This is a genomic window from Actinopolyspora alba, from assembly GCF_900112765.1.
Taxonomy (GTDB): domain Bacteria; phylum Actinomycetota; class Actinomycetes; order Mycobacteriales; family Pseudonocardiaceae; genus Actinopolyspora; species Actinopolyspora alba.
Window position 1 is genome coordinate 71,474 of the sequence record NZ_FOMZ01000008.1, and the last position, 17,787, is coordinate 89,260.

Annotated in this window: 14 protein-coding genes; 7 read left to right on the forward strand and 7 right to left on the reverse strand. The window is 68.7% G+C overall.

What is annotated here, in order from left to right:
* Positions 1 to 416: 416 nt before the first annotated feature.
* Genes BM150_RS13360 through BM150_RS13375 form a run of 4 tightly spaced genes read left to right on the forward strand, consistent with a single transcriptional unit; the run spans position 417 to position 6,547 of the window.
* Entirely contained in the window at positions 417 to 1,751 is a 1,335-nt protein-coding gene (locus tag BM150_RS13360) for a bifunctional glycosyltransferase family 2/GtrA family protein (protein WP_092927599.1), read from the forward strand.
* Complete coding sequence (locus BM150_RS13365) at positions 1,748 to 4,276, forward strand: ArnT family glycosyltransferase (protein WP_217641628.1); 2,529 nt, start codon at positions 1,748 to 1,750, stop codon at positions 4,274 to 4,276. The genes BM150_RS13360 and BM150_RS13365 overlap by 4 nt, the downstream gene beginning before the upstream one ends.
* A gap of 22 nt (positions 4,277 to 4,298) precedes the next feature.
* A complete protein-coding gene (locus BM150_RS13370; protein WP_092927600.1) occupies positions 4,299 to 5,042 on the forward strand; it encodes a response regulator transcription factor in 744 nt (247 codons plus the stop codon).
* On the forward strand, positions 5,039 to 6,547 hold the full coding sequence (locus tag BM150_RS13375) for a sensor histidine kinase (protein WP_217641629.1): 1,509 nt from the start codon (positions 5,039 to 5,041) through the stop codon (positions 6,545 to 6,547). The genes BM150_RS13370 and BM150_RS13375 overlap by 4 nt, the downstream gene beginning before the upstream one ends.
* Positions 6,548 to 6,677: 130 nt before the next feature.
* Here the strand turns inward: BM150_RS13375 and BM150_RS13380 are convergent, their stop codons facing one another.
* The 3 genes from BM150_RS13380 to BM150_RS13390 form a co-directional block, all read right to left on the reverse strand.
* Positions 6,678 to 8,285, reverse strand: coding sequence for a long-chain fatty acid--CoA ligase (locus BM150_RS13380; protein WP_092927601.1), 1,608 nt, complete (start codon positions 8,283 to 8,285; stop codon positions 6,678 to 6,680).
* Between the two features lie 266 nt (positions 8,286 to 8,551).
* Positions 8,552 to 8,860, reverse strand: a complete 309-nt coding sequence (locus BM150_RS13385) for a YrhK family protein (protein WP_092927602.1) — start codon at positions 8,858 to 8,860, stop codon at positions 8,552 to 8,554.
* Between the two features lie 235 nt (positions 8,861 to 9,095).
* On the reverse strand, positions 9,096 to 10,070 hold the full coding sequence (locus BM150_RS13390) for an aldo/keto reductase (protein ID WP_217641630.1): 975 nt from the start codon (positions 10,068 to 10,070) through the stop codon (positions 9,096 to 9,098).
* 220 nt (positions 10,071 to 10,290) lie between these two features.
* On the opposite strand from BM150_RS13390, the gene BM150_RS13395 reads away from it, so the two are divergent.
* Positions 10,291 to 10,734 carry a peptidase inhibitor family I36 protein gene (locus tag BM150_RS13395; RefSeq protein ID WP_092927603.1) on the forward strand — a complete coding sequence of 148 codons (444 nt, stop codon included), beginning with the start codon at positions 10,291 to 10,293 and terminating at the stop codon, positions 10,732 to 10,734.
* Positions 10,735 to 10,872: 138 nt separating this feature from the next.
* Here BM150_RS13395 and BM150_RS13400 read toward each other — a convergent pair whose 3' ends face one another.
* From BM150_RS13400 to BM150_RS13415, 4 genes are all read right to left on the reverse strand, one after another.
* On the reverse strand, positions 10,873 to 12,006 hold the full coding sequence (locus BM150_RS13400; protein WP_092927775.1) for a glycosyltransferase: 1,134 nt from the start codon (positions 12,004 to 12,006) through the stop codon (positions 10,873 to 10,875).
* An 80-nt stretch (positions 12,007 to 12,086) separates the two neighbouring features.
* Positions 12,087 to 13,052: an alpha/beta fold hydrolase gene (locus BM150_RS13405; protein WP_092927776.1), complete on the reverse strand. Its 966-nt coding sequence runs from the start codon at positions 13,050 to 13,052 to the stop codon at positions 12,087 to 12,089.
* Between the two features lie 113 nt (positions 13,053 to 13,165).
* A complete protein-coding gene (locus BM150_RS13410) occupies positions 13,166 to 14,401 on the reverse strand; it encodes a glycosyltransferase (protein ID WP_245755481.1) in 1,236 nt (411 codons plus the stop codon).
* Between the two features lie 11 nt (positions 14,402 to 14,412).
* On the reverse strand, positions 14,413 to 15,336 hold the full coding sequence (locus BM150_RS13415; RefSeq protein WP_092927604.1) for a DMT family protein: 924 nt from the start codon (positions 15,334 to 15,336) through the stop codon (positions 14,413 to 14,415).
* A 744-nt stretch (positions 15,337 to 16,080) separates the two neighbouring features.
* On the opposite strand from BM150_RS13415, the gene BM150_RS13420 reads away from it, so the two are divergent.
* Both BM150_RS13420 and BM150_RS13425 read left to right on the forward strand, forming a co-directional pair.
* Positions 16,081 to 16,824 carry a DUF4232 domain-containing protein gene (locus tag BM150_RS13420; RefSeq protein ID WP_175496811.1) on the forward strand — a complete coding sequence of 248 codons (744 nt, stop codon included), beginning with the start codon at positions 16,081 to 16,083 and terminating at the stop codon, positions 16,822 to 16,824.
* 42 nt (positions 16,825 to 16,866) lie between these two features.
* Complete coding sequence (locus BM150_RS13425) at positions 16,867 to 17,670, forward strand: alpha/beta fold hydrolase (protein WP_092927606.1); 804 nt, start codon at positions 16,867 to 16,869, stop codon at positions 17,668 to 17,670.
* The last annotated feature ends 117 nt before the right edge of the window (positions 17,671 to 17,787 follow it).

Here is a 17,787-nt window from a genome sequence, read left to right on the forward strand (position 1 = left end):
TTCCCACGAAATCGCCGCGCCAGTGGGGCGGCACGGTCCGGGCTCCGTCGATTTCTCGCGAAATCGCCGCGCCGCTTCGGCGCAGGCCGCGCTCCAACCACCTCCGCAGGCCGCACTCCCACCACTTACGCAGTCGGCACCACCGCGGGTTCTCCCGTGCGGCTCTCGCGAGGAAGGCCCGACGTGGCGTAGGTGGCTACTCGATGTCGGGCCTCCCGGAGCGAGAGCCGTGCGAGAGGTTCCGCCACCCACACCGCCAGGCAAACCGAGCCGACATCAGTCGCCCCAAGGACTCTCGGCGAATTCCCAGTCGCGACCCCGCCCGCACCAAGTTGAACGGACCAGAGTCGGTACCGGGCCCACGGATGTTCCCCCATCCGTTCAGAGACAGAGCCGACCTTTCCGTTAGAGGAGCCATGACCGCGAGCCCGACGAGCCCCGAGCGCTGCGGGGCGACGTTCCAGTTTCCCTACGAGGAGCCGGTCGAGCCGACCGAACGGACCTCCCCGGAAACCACCTCCCCGCCGCTGGGCCCGAGCACGGTGGACATCGTCATCCCGGTCCACAACGAGGAGCGCGCGCTGCGCGGCTGTGTCACGACGCTGCACGAACGGCTGCGAAACGACTTCCCGTTCCCCTGGCGCATCACGATCGTGGACAACGCGAGCACCGACAGCACCCCCGAGCTGGCCGAACAGCTCTCGGAGGAGATGAAGGGGGTCGACTGCCTTCGGCTCGATCGCAAGGGACGCGGGCTCGCGCTGCGCACGGCCTGGGGAAACACCGACGCCGACATCGCGGTCTACATGGACGTGGACCTGTCCACCGGGCTGGACGGCCTGCTGCCGCTGGTCGCGCCGCTGGCCAGCGGTCACTCCGACATGGCCATCGGCAGCAGGCTCGCGCCCGCGGCCCGCACGGTCCGGGGACCCCGGCGCGAGCTGATCTCGCGCTGCTACAACAAGCTGATCAGGCTCACGCACGGCAGTCGCTTCAGCGATGCCCAGTGCGGTTTCAAGGCCGTCCGCACCTCGGCGCTGCGCCCGCTGCTGCACGCCACCAACGACGACGAGTGGTTCTTCGACACCGAACTGCTGCTGTTGGCCGAGTACAACGGCCTGCGGATCCACGAGGTCCCGGTCGACTGGGTCGAGGACACCGACAGCAGGGTGAAGGTGTTCAACACCGCCGTGGACGACCTGCGCGGGCTCTGGCGGATCGCCCGCCGCAAGAGCACCGGTGCCGCCCGGGTCGCCGTCCCCGCGCGCGGCCCGGTCACCTCCGAGCACCCCGACGCGGTACTGGCGCCGGAGTCCAAGCGCTCCCGGTTGTTCGGACAGCTCGGCTACTTCGCGCTGATCGGGGTGTTCTGCACCATCGGCCAGGCGGTGCTGTACTGGCTGCTGCGCCAGTGGTGGCCCGCCGTGGCGGCCAACTTCGTCTCACTGCTGGTGCTGACGATCCTGAACACGGAGGCGAACCGGAGGTTGTCCTTCCGGGACTCCGAGACCGGTTTGGGCCGGGCCCACATCGGCGCGGGCGGGCTGTTCCTGCTCGGCTACCTGGTGACCTCGGCGGCCGTACTGCTCTACGACTCGGCGGCGGGCGACGCCTCCCCCGCCGCGGAATCCGTGGTGCTGGCGTGCGCTTCCGTACTGGTCACCGCCATTCGTTTCCTGCTGCTGCGGACAACGGTGTTCCGCCGCGACGACTCCAGCTCACCACGACAGGAAAGTGGTGAGACGAATTGAGTACCGAACCAACGGAGGACGACAACCACATGGGTTCCACGCGGACCTCGGGAACCATCGCCGAGGCGACCGGGGGAGGTGACCCCGGAGTAGGTGACGCCGGGCTGGGTGACTCCGGGATGGGTGAACAGCGCCCCACCGGCCACCGCGCCACGAGCGGCCCACTGTGGTCGAGGATCGCGCTGGCGGCGATCCTGGTACTCGCGGCCGGACTGTACGGCTGGGCCATCGGCAAGCTGGGCTGGGGAAACACCTACTACTCGGCCGCGGTGAAGTCGATGGGCGAGAGCTGGGTGAACTTCCTGTTCGGGTCGTTCGACCCGGCAGGAGTCGTCACCGTCGACAAACCACCCGCCGCGCTGTGGCCCCAGGTGATCAGCAGCAAGATCTTCGGCGTGCGCGGCTGGGCGCTCATCCTGCCGCAGGTGGTCGAGGGCGTGCTCACCGTGCTGTTGCTGCACCGCACGGTACGGCGCTGGGCCGGTGAGAGCGCGGGGCTGATCGCGGCCCTGGTGCTGACGCTGACCCCCATCACGGTGGCGATCAATCGGGACAACAACCCGGATCCGCTGCTGATGCTGTTCCTGGTGGCCGCCGCCTACGCGCTGACCCGCGCGTCGCAGGCCACCCGCGGTAGGAACGCCACGCTGTGGTTGTGCGGATCGGCGGCACTGATCGGCTGCGGCTTCCTCACCAAGATGCTGGCCGCCTGGATGGTCGTGCCCGCTTTCGCCGTGGTCTGGCTGATCAGCTCCCGGTTCGGCTGGGGAACGAAGCTGGCGCAGTTGGGGGCGGCGGCGGTGTCGCTGCTCGTGTCGTCGCTGTGGTGGGTCGCGATGGTCGATCTCTGGCCGGGCAACCACCCCTACATCGGTGGCAGTGAGGACGGCTCGGCGTGGAGCCTGGTCATCGGCTACAACGGCCTCGGCCGCGTATTCGGCGGCGAGGGTCCCGGTGGTGGCGGAATCCGCGTCGGCAACACGAGCCCCGGCAGTGGTTACGGCAGCGGATCGACGAACGGCACCGGCGGTTTCCCAGGCAGTGCCGGGGAGCTCACCGGTGGCGGTTTCCCAGGCAGTGCCGGGGAGCTCACCGGTGGCGGCTTCCCGGGCGGAGGCGGCGGCCAGGGCGGTGGCCCCGGTGGCGGTTTCGCGGGGAGCGCCGGACCGCTGCGGCTGTTCAACGACCAGCTGGCCGGCCAGATCAGTTGGCTGCTGCCGCTGTGCCTGATCGCGCTGCTGCTGGCCATCACGGTCGGCGTGCTGCGGCGCAGCGGTGATCGAACCGTGGGACAACCGCCGGCCGCGGGCGGCTGGGCACTATGGGGACTGTGGCTGCTGATCTGCGGGGCGGTCTTCTCGTTCCAGCAGGGCACGATCCACCCCTACTACACGACACAGCTCGCGCCCGCGGTCGCCGCGCTGTGCGGCGGTCTGGTGGTGCTGCTGGTGCGCGCCCATCGCGCGGGCTCGCGCTGGGTGCCCGCCGCGGGCATGTTCGGTGTGGTGGCGACCGTCTGCTGGGCAGCAGTGATCATCCGGCGCACTCCCGACTGGATGGGCTGGCTGGCCTGGGCGGTGCTCGGTGTCGGGGCGCTGGCCGCCGTGCTGCTGGCCGTAGGCTGGAAGTGGTCACGGCTGTTGCCGCTGGCCGCGGCGTGCTCGATGGTGGCCGTGCTGCTCGCGCCCGGCGCCTGGGCCATCAGTGAATCCACCGGCGGTTCCTCCGGAATGGGCGGCACGAACCCGACGGCCGGACCGTCGAGCATGGGCGGTTTCGGTGGCGGTGGTCCCGGAGGTGGCCGGGGCGGCAACGACTCCGGCAACAACCCCTTCGGGAGTGGGAACGCACCTCCCGGAATGTCCGGGCAGGCGAACGGCTCGGGCAACGGGCAGCCCGGTATGCCTGGGCAGTCCGGTAACGGTTCCGGCAGCGGGCAGTCCGACGACCAGGGCCAGTCCGGTATGCCGGGGCAGTACGGCAACGACTCCGGTGGTTTCCCGGCAGGAGGCGGACCGGGAGGCGGTCGGGGTGGCGCCTCGCTGAGCGACCGGCAACAGGCGATACTGGACTACGCGATCCAGCATTCGGGATCGGCCCGCATCAAGCTGGCGATCAGCGGCGGCTCCATGTCCGCCTCGTCGTATATCCTGCACAGTGACGCCACGGTCATCGGAATGGGCGGTTTCACCGGCAGTGACAACGCTCCCTCGGTGTCACAGTTGGCGGAGTGGACCGACAACGGCGAACTGCGGTACGTCCTCGGTTCGGACGGTGGTCGCGGTGGCGGCGGCCGGGGCGGTGGTCCCGGTGGCGGCGGCTACTCCCAACAGCGGAGCGAGTGGATCGAGCGGAACTGCTCCGAGGTGGACTCATCCGAATATCTGAGCGACAGTCGGAGCGAGACCGACAACCGAAGTCGGACCGGCAGTCGGAACAGCGACGACGGTGACGCGTCCGGATCCGGTTCTGCCGGATCGAGTTCGGGCACGGGTCAGTCGTCGACGCTGTACGAGTGTGCGTGAAAGACCGAGCGGGAAGAACAGCATGGGCGAATCCGACGCGGCCGTCGAGCGGCGGATCCTGGTCGTCGAGGACGAATCGAGCATCCGCATCCTGTTGGAGTCGACGCTGCGGCTCGCCGGCTACACCGTCGGCGTCGCCGAGAACGGGCAGCAGGCGCTCGTGGAGGCGCAACGTTTCCGCCCCGATCTGGTGGTGCTCGACGTGATGCTGCCCGATCTGGACGGGTTCGCGGTGACCCGCGGGCTGCGGGCCGCCGGATCGGAGACGCCCGTGCTGTTCCTCACCGCACGCACCGAGGTAGACGACCGCATCGAGGGGTTGTCGGCCGGTGGCGACGACTACGTCACCAAACCGTTCAGCCTGGACGAGGTGTTGCTGCGCATCCGGGCGATCCTCCGGCGCACCGGCCACGAGGAGGGCAGCACTGGCGCGGCGGACTCCGACACGCTGCGCTACGCGGACCTGGAACTGGACCAGGCTGCGCACGAGGTTCACCGGGCGGGCGAGTACATCCAGCTCTCGCCCACCGAGTTCAACCTGCTGTCCTACCTGATGACGAACGCGACGCGGGTGGTGAGCAAGGCCCAGATCCTCGATCAGGTGTGGAACTACGACTTCGCCGGTGACGGCAGGATCGTGGAGACCTACGTGCGGTACCTGCGGCGCAAGATCGACCGGTTCGAGCCGCCGCTGATACAAACCGTGCGCGGCGTCGGCTACTGCCTCCGGCTACCGCGGGAGCACACCGGGACGGCGACGTCGTGACGGGTGGGGTGACCGTTCCCGACTGGCTGCGTGCCCGCTCGTTGCGGCGCAGACTGCTGATCGGCGCGACCCTGCTCGCCACGATCGCCGTGCTGGCCTCGCAGGTGATCGGCGTGGTCGTGCTGCGCTCGTGGCTGCTGAGCAGGGTGGACGAACAGCTGGAGGACTTCCGGCCGCCCCGGCCGGAGGCGATAGGTGGCCCGGTACCGGGTGAACCAGACGACGGACAGCGGCGATTGCCATCCGATTTCCGGGTGTACTTCTACACCCCGAGCGGCGAGTTGCGTAAGTCGCTGGGCAGCGGACCCGAGAACGGCCCGGAACTGCGGGCGGGGCAGGCCGGGAACTTCTCCGAGTACCGGGAACCGACCACCGTGCCCGCCGAGTCCGGCGGTGGCAGCTGGCGAGTGCTGCGGCAGGACATTCCCGGTGAGGGTTCGGCGGTGGTCGCGCTACCGCTGGACACGCTGCAAGGGGCCGTGTCGAAACTGCTCTGGCTGAACTCGGCACTGCTGCTGGCAACCGTGGTGGGGCTGATCGCGGTCGGCCGGTGGGTGGTGCGCCTCGGACTGTTGCCGCTGACCAGGATGGAGCGTACAGCGGGCGCGATCGCCGAGGGGAACCTGGATCTGCGCCTGCGCGAGACCGATCCGCACACCGAGATCGGCAGGCTCGGTCGGGTGCTCAACACCATGATCGAACGACTGCGGTCGGCGCTGCGGGAACGCGAGTCCTCCGAGGCCAGGCTGCGGCGGTTCGTCGCCGACGCGGGACACGAATTGCGCACGCCGCTCACCTCGATGCGCGGCTTCGCGGAGCTGGTGCTCAAGCACGAGAGCCTGCCCGCCGAGCAGCGGCACGAGGCGCATCGGATGATCGAGCAGAACGCGGAGCGCATGAGTCTACTGGTGGAGGACCTGCTGCTGCTGGCGAAGCTGGACCAGGAGCCGGTCTACGACCGTGAGGAGGTGGACCTGCTCTCGGTGACCGCCGACGCGATCAGCGGCACCGCGCACCGGGGGGCCTCCTCGCGGGTGCGGCTGGACCCGCTGCGCCCGGACGCCACGGAACTGGAGTCCGTGCGGGTGATCGGGGACTCCCACCGGCTGCGTCAGGTCGTGGGCAATCTGGTCTCGAACGCGCTGTCGCACACCCCGCCGGAGACCGACATCCGGGTTCGGGTGGGAACCGCCCCGGCGGGTAGCACTACCGGCGGACTGAACGGCCCGGATCGGTGGGTGTCCGGACCCGAGCTGGTGGCGGGCACGCCGACCGCGATCGTGGACGTCACCGACTCGGGGCCTGGGCTGTCCCCCGAACAGGCGGGCCAGGTGTTCGACCGGTTCTACCGGGCCGACGCGGCCCGCACCCGGGAGCACGGCGGCAGCGGACTGGGGCTGGCGATAGCCGCGGCCATAGCGGGAAACCACGGTGGCCGGATAGAGCTGGACACCCGCCCCGGGCAGGGAGCCACCTTCCGGCTCGTGCTGCCCGAAGCGGAGTGAACGGCTCGATCCGACCCCGAGCGGGCGCGGCCGCGAGAATTCCGGTCGACCGGGGACCGCCGGGAGGGTCCCAGGGCGACCCCGGTCGAACCGTTCGGGCAGCCGTTCAGGCGTTCAGCAGAGCAGGCGTTCAGCCGAGCAGTTGTTCGCGGAGCGTCTTCTTGGAGAACTTGCCGGTGCTGGTCTTGGGCAGCTCGTCGACGAACCACACCTCGTCCGGCAGCCACCACTTAGCCACCCGCTGCCGCAGGTGGTCGAACACCTGTTCGGAGGTGAGCTGCTTCCCCTCCTCCGTGACCACGCAGGCCACCGGGCGCTCGGTCCACTTCGGATCCGGCTTGGCGATCACTGCTGCCTCGACCACGTCCTCGTGGGCCATGATGTGGTTCTCCAGCTCGACCGAGGAGATCCACTCGCCACCGGACTTGACCAGGTCCTTGGTGCGGTCCACGAGCCGAACGAAACCGTGCTCGTCCATCGTCGCCACGTCGCCGGTGCGCAGCCACCCGTCGGAGGTGAACGCGTCCCGCCCCTCGTCGCCGTAGTAGGACGAGGCGATCCAGGGCCCGGCCGCCTGCAGCTCACCGGGCGTGGCACCGTCCCACGGCTGTTCCTCCCCGGTGTCCATGTCCACGATGCGCAGGTCCACCAGCGGGACGGCCTGGCCCTGCGTGGCACGCACCTCGATCAGCTGCTCGGCGCTCAATCCGTCGTGATGACTGCGGGGACTGGCCAGCGAGGCCAGCGGGCTGGTCTCGGTCATGCCCCACGCCTGGGTGATCGGAATGCCGATCGCCTCGCGCCACCCCTCGGACAGGGCCGTGGGAATGGCCGAACCCCCGCCGACGACCACCCGCAGGCTGGACAGGTCGTGGTCACCCAGCAACGGCAGCATCCCCATCCAGATGGTGGGCACGCCCGCCGTGGTGGTTACGCGATGGCGCTCCAGCATGCTCACGAGCGCCTCGGGCTTCATCGCCGGACCGGGGAACACGATCGAGGTACCCGCGAAAATCGCGGCGTAGGGCAACCCCCAGGCGTTGACGTGGAACATCGGCACCACGGGAAGCATGGTGTCCCGTTCGCTGAGCCCCACGGCGTCGACTGTCAGGCTGACCAGGGAGTGCAGCACCGTGGAGCGGTGCGAGTAGACCACGCCCTTGGGCTGACCGGTGGTTCCGGAGGTGTAGCACATCGCGGCGGCCGCGTTCTCGTCGGCGACCTCGAAGCGACCGCGGAACGGCTCGGCGGCGGCGAGCAGCTCCTCGTAGTCCCGGATGCGGGGGTCGTCCGGGATCTCGGAGTCCGCGCCGTCGTCGAGGACCACGAAGTACCGCACGGTGGTCAGCTGATCGGCCATGGGCCACAGCATCGGGAGCAGCGAACGATCCACGAACACCACGTCGTCGGCGGCGTGCTCGGCGATGTAGGCGACCTGTTCGGCGAACAGCCTGATGTTGAGGGTGTGCAGCACGCGTCCGGTGCACGGCACGCCGAAGTAGAGTTCGAGGTGACGCTGGGTGTTCCAGCCGAACGTGGCCACCCTGGCCCCTTCGGGGACCCCGAGCTGGTCGAGCACGGTGGCCAGTCGCCGGACGCGCGAGGCCCACTCGGCGTAGGTGCTTTCGACCTCACCACGCAGCGTGGTGGTGACGATTCGCTTGTCCTGGAACTGCCGCTCCGCCCGGTGGAAGATGTGCGGGATGGTGAGCGGACGGTCCTGCATCAGTGCCTGCATATCGGGCTCTTTCGTTCTGGTGGGGTGAGAGCGCCCCGGGAGAGCCGGTACGGACCGAGCCCCGGTCGGCGTGACTGGTGACACAGTAGTGTGTATCACCCGCTCGGGGGTATTGGCACCACATCATCACCCCGCGATGTTCGCGGATCGTTGTGCGGTGGGCACGATCGCCGTTCGGCGGGTGGGGATGTCGATTTCTCGCGAAATCGCCGGGTCGGCACGGCCCTCGCCCCGTCGATTTCTCGCGAAATCGCCGCGGGCAGGGCTCAGAAGTCCTGCTCGGAGTCGTTGTCGTGCCGTGACGGGCGACCGCGCAGTCTGCGCAGGTGCACCCGCCTGCTGAGCCGGATGGCCGGACGGATGGCGAGCTCGATGCTGCCGATCAGAAACAGCCAGGTCCCCTCGGTGGTGGTGGCCTCCCAGAAGAAGAGGATGCTGCCCACCATGAACCACAGCGCGATGAGGATGTCGTTGGTGATGCTGATCACTTCGTAGCGCTTGCGGATCAGCAGCTCTTCGTGGCCGATCCGCAGTACCAGCGGCGTGGAGGAGGAGGGATCGGACTCGTGGTGCATCGCTTCAGCGTCCCATCCGGATGTCGGTTGCGGTCGCGGGCGGCCCGGCCCGAGGCCACCCCGGGCCGCGGCGGTGGACGAACCGGAACCGCCGTGGCCACGTGGTGACGGTCCACATCCCAGGCGGTTCCGGAGAGCGGTTCCGGAGTTCCGGGGCACCGCGCCCGTGCTGCGGAGGTGGTGATCGCACGTCCTCATCGACCGGTCAGGCCCTGACCGGCCAGGCAGCGACAGCTCAGGCCACGCCCTCCGGGCTGGCGCCCTCGATGGAGACGCCCGAAGCGGTGATGCGTTCGATCTCGGCCAGATCGTCGGCGTCGAGCCGCAGCTCCGCGGCGGCGAGGCTCTTCTCGATGTTGCGGGAACTCCGCGCCCCGACGATGGCGACGTGCACCCCCTCCCGCGCGAGCACCCACGCGATCGCGAGCTGGCTGACGTCGGCGCCCTTGTCGGCGGCGAACCGCGCGAGCCGGTCGACCACCTCCAGATTGCGCCGGAACGTCTCCCCCGTGAAGGCGGAGGACTGCGAACGCCAGTCGTCGGCCTCGAAGGTGGTGTCCTGGCGCAGTCCGCCGGTCAGCAGTCCACTCGCGAGTGGGCTGTAGGCGAGCACCCCGATGTCGTGCCGCCGCGCGTAGGGCAACGTCTCCCGTTCGATACCTCGCCGGAACAGGTGGTAGGGCGGCTGCAGCGTCTCCACCGGTCGGGTGCGGTCGAAGTCGGCGAGCTGGCCCGCGTCGTAGTTGGACACCCCCACGTGCCGGATCTTGCCCTCGTCGACGAGCTCCTGCAGCGCGGCGGCGGTCTCCTCGGCCGGAGTTCGCTCATCGGGCCAGTGCACCTGGTAGAGATCGATGTGGTCGACGTCGAGTGCACGCAGGCTCTCGGTGACGCCCTGCCGCAGTGACGCGCGCCGGGCGTCCCTGGGGCGCTCCCCGCCAGGGTTGATACCGCCCTTGGTAGCGATGACGAGACTGTCCCGGTCCCGTTCCAGTTCGGAGCGCAACGCCCGACCCAAAACCTCTTCGGATTTACCGAAGCCGTATGCCTGCGCGGTGTCGAAGAAATTGACTCCGAGTTCTCGTGCGTGCCGAATGGCCGCTATGGCCTGTTCCTCGTCGAACGAACCCCATTCGCCACCCAATTGCCAGGTGCCGAAGGCGATTCGCGACACCGCCATACCAGTCTTGCCCAACACGGTCTGCTGCATGCTTCCATGAGATCGAAAACCCCGGAAACACGCCACCCAGGCCGCGAAACATCGCGCCGCCCGGACGGCACGAGACCGATGACGAAACCGAAAAACCACACTTCCGGGGTGAATCCGATCGATTCGCTGGCGAGTGCGCGCACCGGTTGAGCATGTTGATCACAGGTGTCCCGATCGGGATCACACCTCTTCCCTCGAACGGAACGAAAGGTGATGTTTCATGCTCACTCGCGACAACGGCACGTACCCGCACCACGGATTCCCGCGCGGCGATTCCCGAGTTCCGGTCGTCCCGCGAGTCGGCCGGGTATTGTTCCCGCTGCTGGCTGCTCTGCTGCTGGGCGGGTCGGTCCAACCACTCGCGGCGGGTGCGGTGCCCGGTACCGACCGGCCCTGTGATGTCGGGGTGTTCTGCGCCTGGTCGGAGACCGACTACGCGGGCAACGAGCACTCCTCCGACCTGCGCGGCACGAACATGGAGGAATGCGTGCGGCTGAACGGAGACATCGAGGCACGTTCCTTCGTCAACCGAATGGACAGACCCGTCACGGTCTACCAGGACGCGCGGTGCGCCACCAGCGCGGACTTCAGCACCTATCCCGGCGGCAGCTTCGTACCCCGCGCACCCTACGTGGTGCGGGCGATCAAGGTCTGGACGCACTGATCGAAGTTTTCCGACCGGGTTGTCGGAGTGTTCGCTTGGCGGAACCTCCCCTCGGTTCTCGCCTCCTGGGGCCGCGAGATCGGGTAGGTGGTTCGGCCAAGGCTGGGGAACGGCGCAGCGGAATCGGACGGAACGGACCTACAACCGGGAAATCAGTTCGGACAGTTGTCGGGCGGAAACGTCCCAGGTGTATCCGGCCGCGTGCGCGCGCGCCGCCGCGACCACGGAACCGCGCGATTCGACGTTCTCGGTGCGACGCACCGCCGTGGCGAATTCCGCGGCCGAACCGGGATCGAAGAACCACGCGTTACCGCCACTCACCTCACGGAAGATGGGAATGTCGCTGCACACCACCGGAGTTCCGGCGTTCATCGCCTCGATGACCGGCAGTCCGAATCCCTCGTCCCGCGAGGCGGTGACCAACGCGGCGGCACGACGCAACAGCGATCGGTACGCGGATTCCTCGATGCCGTTGTGAAAAACCACTTCGGCATTCGAGGGAACGATCCGGCGCAGCTCGCGTTCCCGCTCGGGCGGTATCCGGCTGAGCAGGTGAAGACGATAATCGGGCAAGCGGGCCATTCCCGCGACGAGGGTCGCCACGTTCTTATAGGGCATGAACGACCCCATGTAGAGCAGTTCCCCGCGAGCAGCGCCCGTGCCCGGGTCGGGCTCGTCCACCGCGACTACCCCGGAGGTCGCGGTGGACGACTCGGTAGCTCCGCTCACCGCGTCCGGCCGGTCGACCGATGCGTGTGCCTCCCCCGGGGCGTTGGGCACCACCGTCACCGACCGAGCGGTCAGGCGGTGGCGGGCGATCAACCGCTTGGTCGTCTCACTGACGGTGACCACCGCGTCGGCCCGATTGAGCAGCAGCCGCTGCGGCCACCACGCGTGGTGGAAGAGCCACCACACGACCCGAACCGGCAACGGCAGGAAACCGGGCGGACGGGGATCGCGGTAGTAGATCAGATCGTGCAGCGTGAGCACGAGAACGTATCGGCGCCGGAATCCACCGATCACCTGGAGCGGGCTGAACACCACTTCGGCCCCCAGCTGTCGCAGGGTGTGCGAGACCAGGAGTTCCCGGGGCGAGAACGGGCTGTTGATCAACCGGTAGGGCACGCCGTCCGGCAGCAGCCGCAACTGGCGCCTGTCGTGAATCAGCATGGTGACCGGGCGGAGGCGGTGCAGCGCTTCGATGATCCCGGCTCCGTAACGGCTGATTCCGTCCGGGAAGTCGGTTCGTGTCCAGCGGGCGTCGACGAACACCCGCTTCGGCGCCGTGTCCTCCTGCCCGCCGTCGTCCTCCCCGCCGGTGCGGTGCTCGGACGCGGGATCCGTGCGCGGGGTCACGCGGCGTCCAGGAAGCGTCGGATCGAACGGGCCGCGTGCCGTGGGGCCTCGTAGTGCACCAGGTGCCCCACCGCCTCGATGACCTCCAGCCTGGCGTCCACTAGCGAATCGCGCATCCGTCGCTGCCCGGCGAGCGGTGCTATCTCGTCGGTCTCCCCCGCTATCAGCAACGTGGGCACGGTCAACTCGGCGGCGTGGTCAGCCACGGTGTCGGAGATCGAGGAGCGATACGTCTCGGCGAGCAGCGCGGGGCTGTGGAACCGGCTGAAATGCCGCAGGTGGCTGTCGTGCACGAAGCGCCGCACCCTCGGATCCCGGCTGCGAAGCATCGCGTGACTCGCTCCCAGCACGATCCATCTGTTCGAGAGCAGTGCTCTGCCCAGCCGTGCGGGCAACAGCTCACCGATCCGGTAGTAGACCGAGGTCAACCGGGCGAGCAGCGCCGAGGGGCCGTGCGATGCGGGGGTGGATATGGGATTGAGCAGCACCAGCCGTCGTACCAGCTCCGGTGATCCCGCCGCCACGGCGGCGGCGATCACCGAGCCGAAGGAGTGCCCGAGCAGATCGATCCGTTCCCCACCGTGATCGAGTCGGCGCAGCAGCTCGACCACGGCCCGGGCGTATCCGGCGACGTCGTGCCGTCGCGTGCTCATCGGTCCCGAGTCGCCGAAGCCCGGCAGGTCGGGGATGAGGAGTTCCCGTTCCGGCAGCGCCGCCGCCAGCGGTTCCAGCCCGTGATGGGTGCCGCGCAACCCGTGCAGCAACAGCATGGGAGGGTGCGAGCGCTCCGCGCTCCCGCCGGACGGGTCATCGGCTTCGGGACTTCCGGCCTCCGGAGGCTCGGACACGGCAGGGGCGTATCGCCAGTAGTGCAGCGCGCTGCCGCCGACGTCCAGCCGCTCGCGGCTTCTGCGGCAGCGCAGGGAAGTGTCCGGGAGCTGTTCGTGATCGGCTGCTGGCATCGGCGGCTCGGAGTCCTTTCGGTTCATCCCTCGTGGCTCGGGCGGGCCGTCCGGGGCATGCCGCTCCCGTTCGCGGTGACGGCCCTCGCGGCGGACCGCTCGGCGGTGGCTGCTCAGCCGGCCAGTTCGGTGTGAACCTCGGCCGGGTCGTCGGTGTGCACCGGGTCGATCAGGTGGTGGTAGACCGACTCGAACCGGGCGAGCACGGCTTCGATGTCGTGGGCCTCGGAGATGATGTGCTGGCTGAACGCCCCCATGCCGTCGATGGTGGCGCGTTCGGTGACGACCTCGTCGATGGCCTTCGCCAGGGCGTGCACGTCGCGCGGCGGGTAGAGCCAACCGTTGCGCCCCGGCCGCACCAGGTGCGGCAGTGCCATCGCGTTCGCCAACACCACGGCGGTTCGGGCGGACATCGCCTCCATCGTCGCCAGGCTCTGCAGCTCCGCGATACTCGGCATGCAGAACACGTCGGCACGCGCGTAGGCGGCGAGCAGCTCCTCCTCGTCGACCAGCCCGGCGAAGCACACCCGGTCTGCGATACCGAGCTCCGCCGCGAGCTGTTCGAGCGACTCACGCCTGCTGCCGTCACCGATGATCTCCAAGCGGGTGGGGGCGTCGGTGTGCAGCAGGGACATGGCCCGCAGCAGATCGTCGATGTGCTTCTCCTCGTCGAGCCTGCCGACGAACAGCACGGTGCGCACGGCCGGGGCGGGGTGCTGTTCCCGGTACTCGGCAGCGGCACTGCGATAACGGTCGATCTCGATGCCGCACGAGATCGGCAGTGCCCGCTTGTCGAAACCGTGCTCCCGCAACAGCCGTACCGCGCGAGGGGTCGGCGCTGTGACGGTGGCGGCCTTGCTGTAATGCCTGACCAGGTTGCGCCACAGCACGGCGGCGGCCGTGGACTGCAGGAAGCGGGGGATCGGCAGATAACCGAAGATGTTCTCCGGCATGAAGTGATTGGTCGCCACCAGTGGAATCCCCATGCGGCGGGCGGCGTTGATCACACCGCGACCGATGAAGAAGTGCGACTGGACGTGCACCACGTCCGGCCGGATCTCGCGCAGCAGGCGTTTGGCCTCGGCGGAGGCTCGCCAGGGCGGACAGACCCGCGTCGTCGGATGTGCCGGGGTGCCGTAGGAGCTGACCCGGTGGACGGTGACGCCGTCCTCGGTCGCGGTGTACGAGCGGCGTTCCGGGGCGTGGCAGATCACGTGGACCTCGTGGCCACGTGCGGCCAGTCCTGTGGCCAGGCGGTGGGCGAAACTGGCGGCACCGTTGACATCGGGCGGATACATGACTGCTCCGAGCACGATCCGCAGCGGCCGCCCACTGGGTTGCGAAGTCACTGCTACTCCCGTTACGAACTATCGACCGAGGTTACCCGTCGGTCACTGCCGTTGGGGGCCACGGTATGTGCGCCGCTGCCGCGGTTGTCCGGGTGGTAGCGCGCCAAAGCGAAGACACCGGCGCAGGCCACTGCGGCACACACCCCCTCGGCAACGGCTGTCCAGGGACCGACGGCGTCGGCTTCCCCCAGCAAACCGATTCCCAGTCCGACCGCGACCAGCGGATCTATCACCGTGAGGCAGGCGACGACCAGATCCGGCGGACCGCTGGCGTAGGCGTGCTGCAACAGCCACCCACCGATCAGCACCGACACACCCATGCCGAGCAGCAACCACAACTCGATGTCGGCGAGCTGCCCCGAGGTGACCTGCTGGGAAACCGCCCGCAGCAGCAGCGAGACCAGGCCGTAGGCGACGGCGCACCCGGACGCGTAGGCGATGCAGCGCATCGATCCGCTGGTCAACAACCCGATCAGCCCGATCGTGAGCACGGCCACCGTCACCAGTTCGATCGCCGTTCCCGCTGCCTGGGGGCTCACGGCGGTGGGTGTGGCGCTGCGTACCGCGAGGAACACGAACGCGGACACCCCGGCCGTTATGGCCAGCGCGGCGAGCACCGAGGAGCGCGGCAGCCTGTCCAGGCCGATCCCCGATTCGCGGGATCTCAGCAGCACGGTCAGCGGCAGCGCCAGCACCCCGAGTGGCTGCACCACGGTCAGCGGCGCCAACCCCAGTGACAGGGCGTGCAACACCGTTCCACCGCCCAGACAGATCAGTCCCAACAGCCAACGGCTGTTGCCCACCAGCCGCAGCTGACTGCGAACCCCCAGTTTGCGATCGGAGATCGTGGCATGTACCGCACCGTGTTGCAGGTGGGCACCGAAGGCGTTGCCGAAAGCCGCCACCGCCGCGAGTAACACCGCGATCGTGGTCATGTCAGATCACGCCCGCTCATGAGACCGCCGTCCGTCGCACCGGTGACGCCGTCTCGTTTCGAGTGTCCGGGATCGTTTCGGGTATCGGATGTGCCTCGAACCTCCCATGTGGCTCCTCCGGAACTGTATCGAGACCAATCTCGCCCACCGGGGCCTCACCGGCATCGGGGTTCACCCCCGACTCTCCCGCATGTGACCCCGACACGGTCGGGCGGATACCACGACCGGCCCGTGCGCTCGGCCGCCGCGGGAAGCGGCGCACCGTCCGGCACGGACGCATCACCGCGGGGCCGACCGCGGCACGACTCGGACATCCCCGCGCACGACTGTAGAGCACATCCGGTGGACGGCCGGGCCACGCCGGTGAATCGGTGGTGTTCGACCCGCGAACCGGATCGGACCGCACACCAGCACATCGACGGCCGGAACTGGGGCGGTCCGAGCACTCGGTGAGATCGACTTTTCCCGTTGCGCAGTGAGTGACCCCACACGAACGGGTAGCAGGGGGCACTCGGCGCTGTCACCCGGCTACGAGTCGTGAGGTTCGACGGGACGGAAAGCCCAGCCGCCGCGACGATCCGAAAGGTGTTTCGCAGCAGGTCGCACAAAACGGAAATACGGCGTGATCTCGCCCAATCCGGGAATACGGAAGCAACCCCGCCCCGACCGACACGTCTTATGGGACAACAAGAACCGGGCAACGACGATCCCACCGCGACATGGTGGGAACGGGAGGTGACCTCAATGGTCCCGCACCGATCGAACAAACTCGGTACTCGCGTGCTGGCCGTATCGACCACTCTGCTCGCGGGCGCGCTGCTCGGGGGATGCGGACAGCAACCGGCGAGCACGAACGGAGTAGCGGACCCGGCGGGCAACGCGCTGGAGCAACAGTCGGGTTCGGGCACCACGACACCGACGAACGAGGCGACGGGTTCCGCGGGTGAGGACTCCGGGAACTCGGCCGCTCCGGCGGATCACCGGGAAGCGACAACGTCGACCGGCACGGGAACGGGAGGCGGGAACGCGGACGCGGCTGGGACCGAGGACACGGCCACGAAACAGGGCTCCGGGTCCTCGCGCTGTCACACTTCGATGATGGCGGCCTCGCTGGAGGGCGGTCACCCCGGCGCGGGGCAGCGTTACGCGGAGCTGACGCTGCGCAACACCGCCGGAAGGACCTGCACCGTGTACGGCTACCCGGGCCTGGAGTTCACCGGCTCCAACGGAACGGCGCTGCCCACCGACGTGGAGTGGGCCGCTGATCCGGGACCGTCGAACGTGCGGCTCGCTCCCGGCGAGACCACCTCGACGACGCTGCACTGGGGAGTCGTTCCCAGTGGCAGCGGCTCCAGGGACGGCGACTGCGAACCACTGCCGTCGGCGCTGCGGGTGACGCCTCCCGACGAGACCGAGATGTTCCACCTGCGCTGGGACTACGGTCGAGTCTGCGGTAACGGGCACGTCAGCGCCACGGCGTTTCACTGAGCGGAGTTGGCGACTGCCGGAACGTGTGCTGGGGTTGATCGCATGATCGAGTCGAAGCGGTGGACACTTTCGGGCAACGAGGGCCGGTTGGCCGTGCACAGCTGGGTGGGCGACAAACCGGGCTGGATCGCGCTGTTCTCGCACGCCTACGCCGAGCACGCCGGACGTTATCGACGGCTGGCCGAGAAGCTGGCCGCTTCGCGGGCCGTGGTGTGTGCCGCCGACATGGCGGGACACGGCGAGTCGGAGGGCGAGGCCGGCGTGGTGGAGGACGTCGAACACCTCGTGGCCGATCTGGAGACCCTCCGGCTCCGGGCCACCGAGTGGTACCCGGGACTGCCCGTGGTGTCCATCGGGCACGGGCTGGGGGGCACGGTGGCGGTGCGACACGCCCAGTCGTACCAGCAGCACCTGGTGGCGCTGGTGCTGTCGGCTCCGATCCTGGGAACCTTCAACGCGCTGGACCTGTTGGCGGACGAGCACATTCCGCGCACCCCGATCGATCCGGCGAGCCTGTCGCGGGATCCGGAGGTCGGTCGGGAGTACCTCGCGGATCCGCTGGTCTATCACGGACCGTTTCCGCGCCACACGTTGACAGCCGTGGCGAAGATCCTGCGCACGATTCGGAGCGGTCCCAGCCTGGCCGTGCCCACGCTGTGGCTGCACGGCGAGGAGGACGAGCTGGTTCCGGAGGCCGACAGCCGGGAGGGCATGGAACAGCTGCGCGGCCCGGAGTTCCACGAGCACGGCTACGCGGGTGCCCGGCACGACCTGTTCCACGAGACCAACACCGAGGAAGTACTACACGATGTAGTGACTTTCATCGGAAGAGAACTAAATACCTGATTCCACCGCACGGGTGGAACTCCTGCCGAATGGTCACTCGAAAGCGTGAAGGGTGCCCTCGAACGGGTTGCGGGTGGATCCCGGCCCAGGCAGCGTGAGTTTTCGGAGCGCATCGCC

Coding starts and splice junctions, on each gene's coding strand:
- BM150_RS13405 (WP_092927776.1), bottom strand. CDS start 13,052: ATGCCAGCAGCCGATCACGAACAGCTCCCGGACACTTCCCTGCGCTGC.
- BM150_RS13380 (WP_092927601.1), bottom strand. CDS start 8,285: ATGCAGGCACTGATGCAGGACCGTCCGCTCACCATCCCGCACATCTTC.
- BM150_RS13425 (WP_092927606.1), top strand. CDS start 16,867: ATGATCGAGTCGAAGCGGTGGACACTTTCGGGCAACGAGGGCCGGTTG.
- BM150_RS13370 (WP_092927600.1), top strand. CDS start 4,299: ATGGGCGAATCCGACGCGGCCGTCGAGCGGCGGATCCTGGTCGTCGAG.
- BM150_RS13420 (WP_175496811.1), top strand. CDS start 16,081: ATGGTCCCGCACCGATCGAACAAACTCGGTACTCGCGTGCTGGCCGTA.
- BM150_RS13415 (WP_092927604.1), bottom strand. CDS start 15,336: ATGACCACGATCGCGGTGTTACTCGCGGCGGTGGCGGCTTTCGGCAAC.
- BM150_RS13390 (WP_217641630.1), bottom strand. CDS start 10,070: ATGCAGCAGACCGTGTTGGGCAAGACTGGTATGGCGGTGTCGCGAATC.
- BM150_RS13395 (WP_092927603.1), top strand. CDS start 10,291: ATGCTCACTCGCGACAACGGCACGTACCCGCACCACGGATTCCCGCGC.
- BM150_RS13360 (WP_092927599.1), top strand. CDS start 417: ATGACCGCGAGCCCGACGAGCCCCGAGCGCTGCGGGGCGACGTTCCAG.
- BM150_RS13385 (WP_092927602.1), bottom strand. CDS start 8,860: ATGCACCACGAGTCCGATCCCTCCTCCTCCACGCCGCTGGTACTGCGG.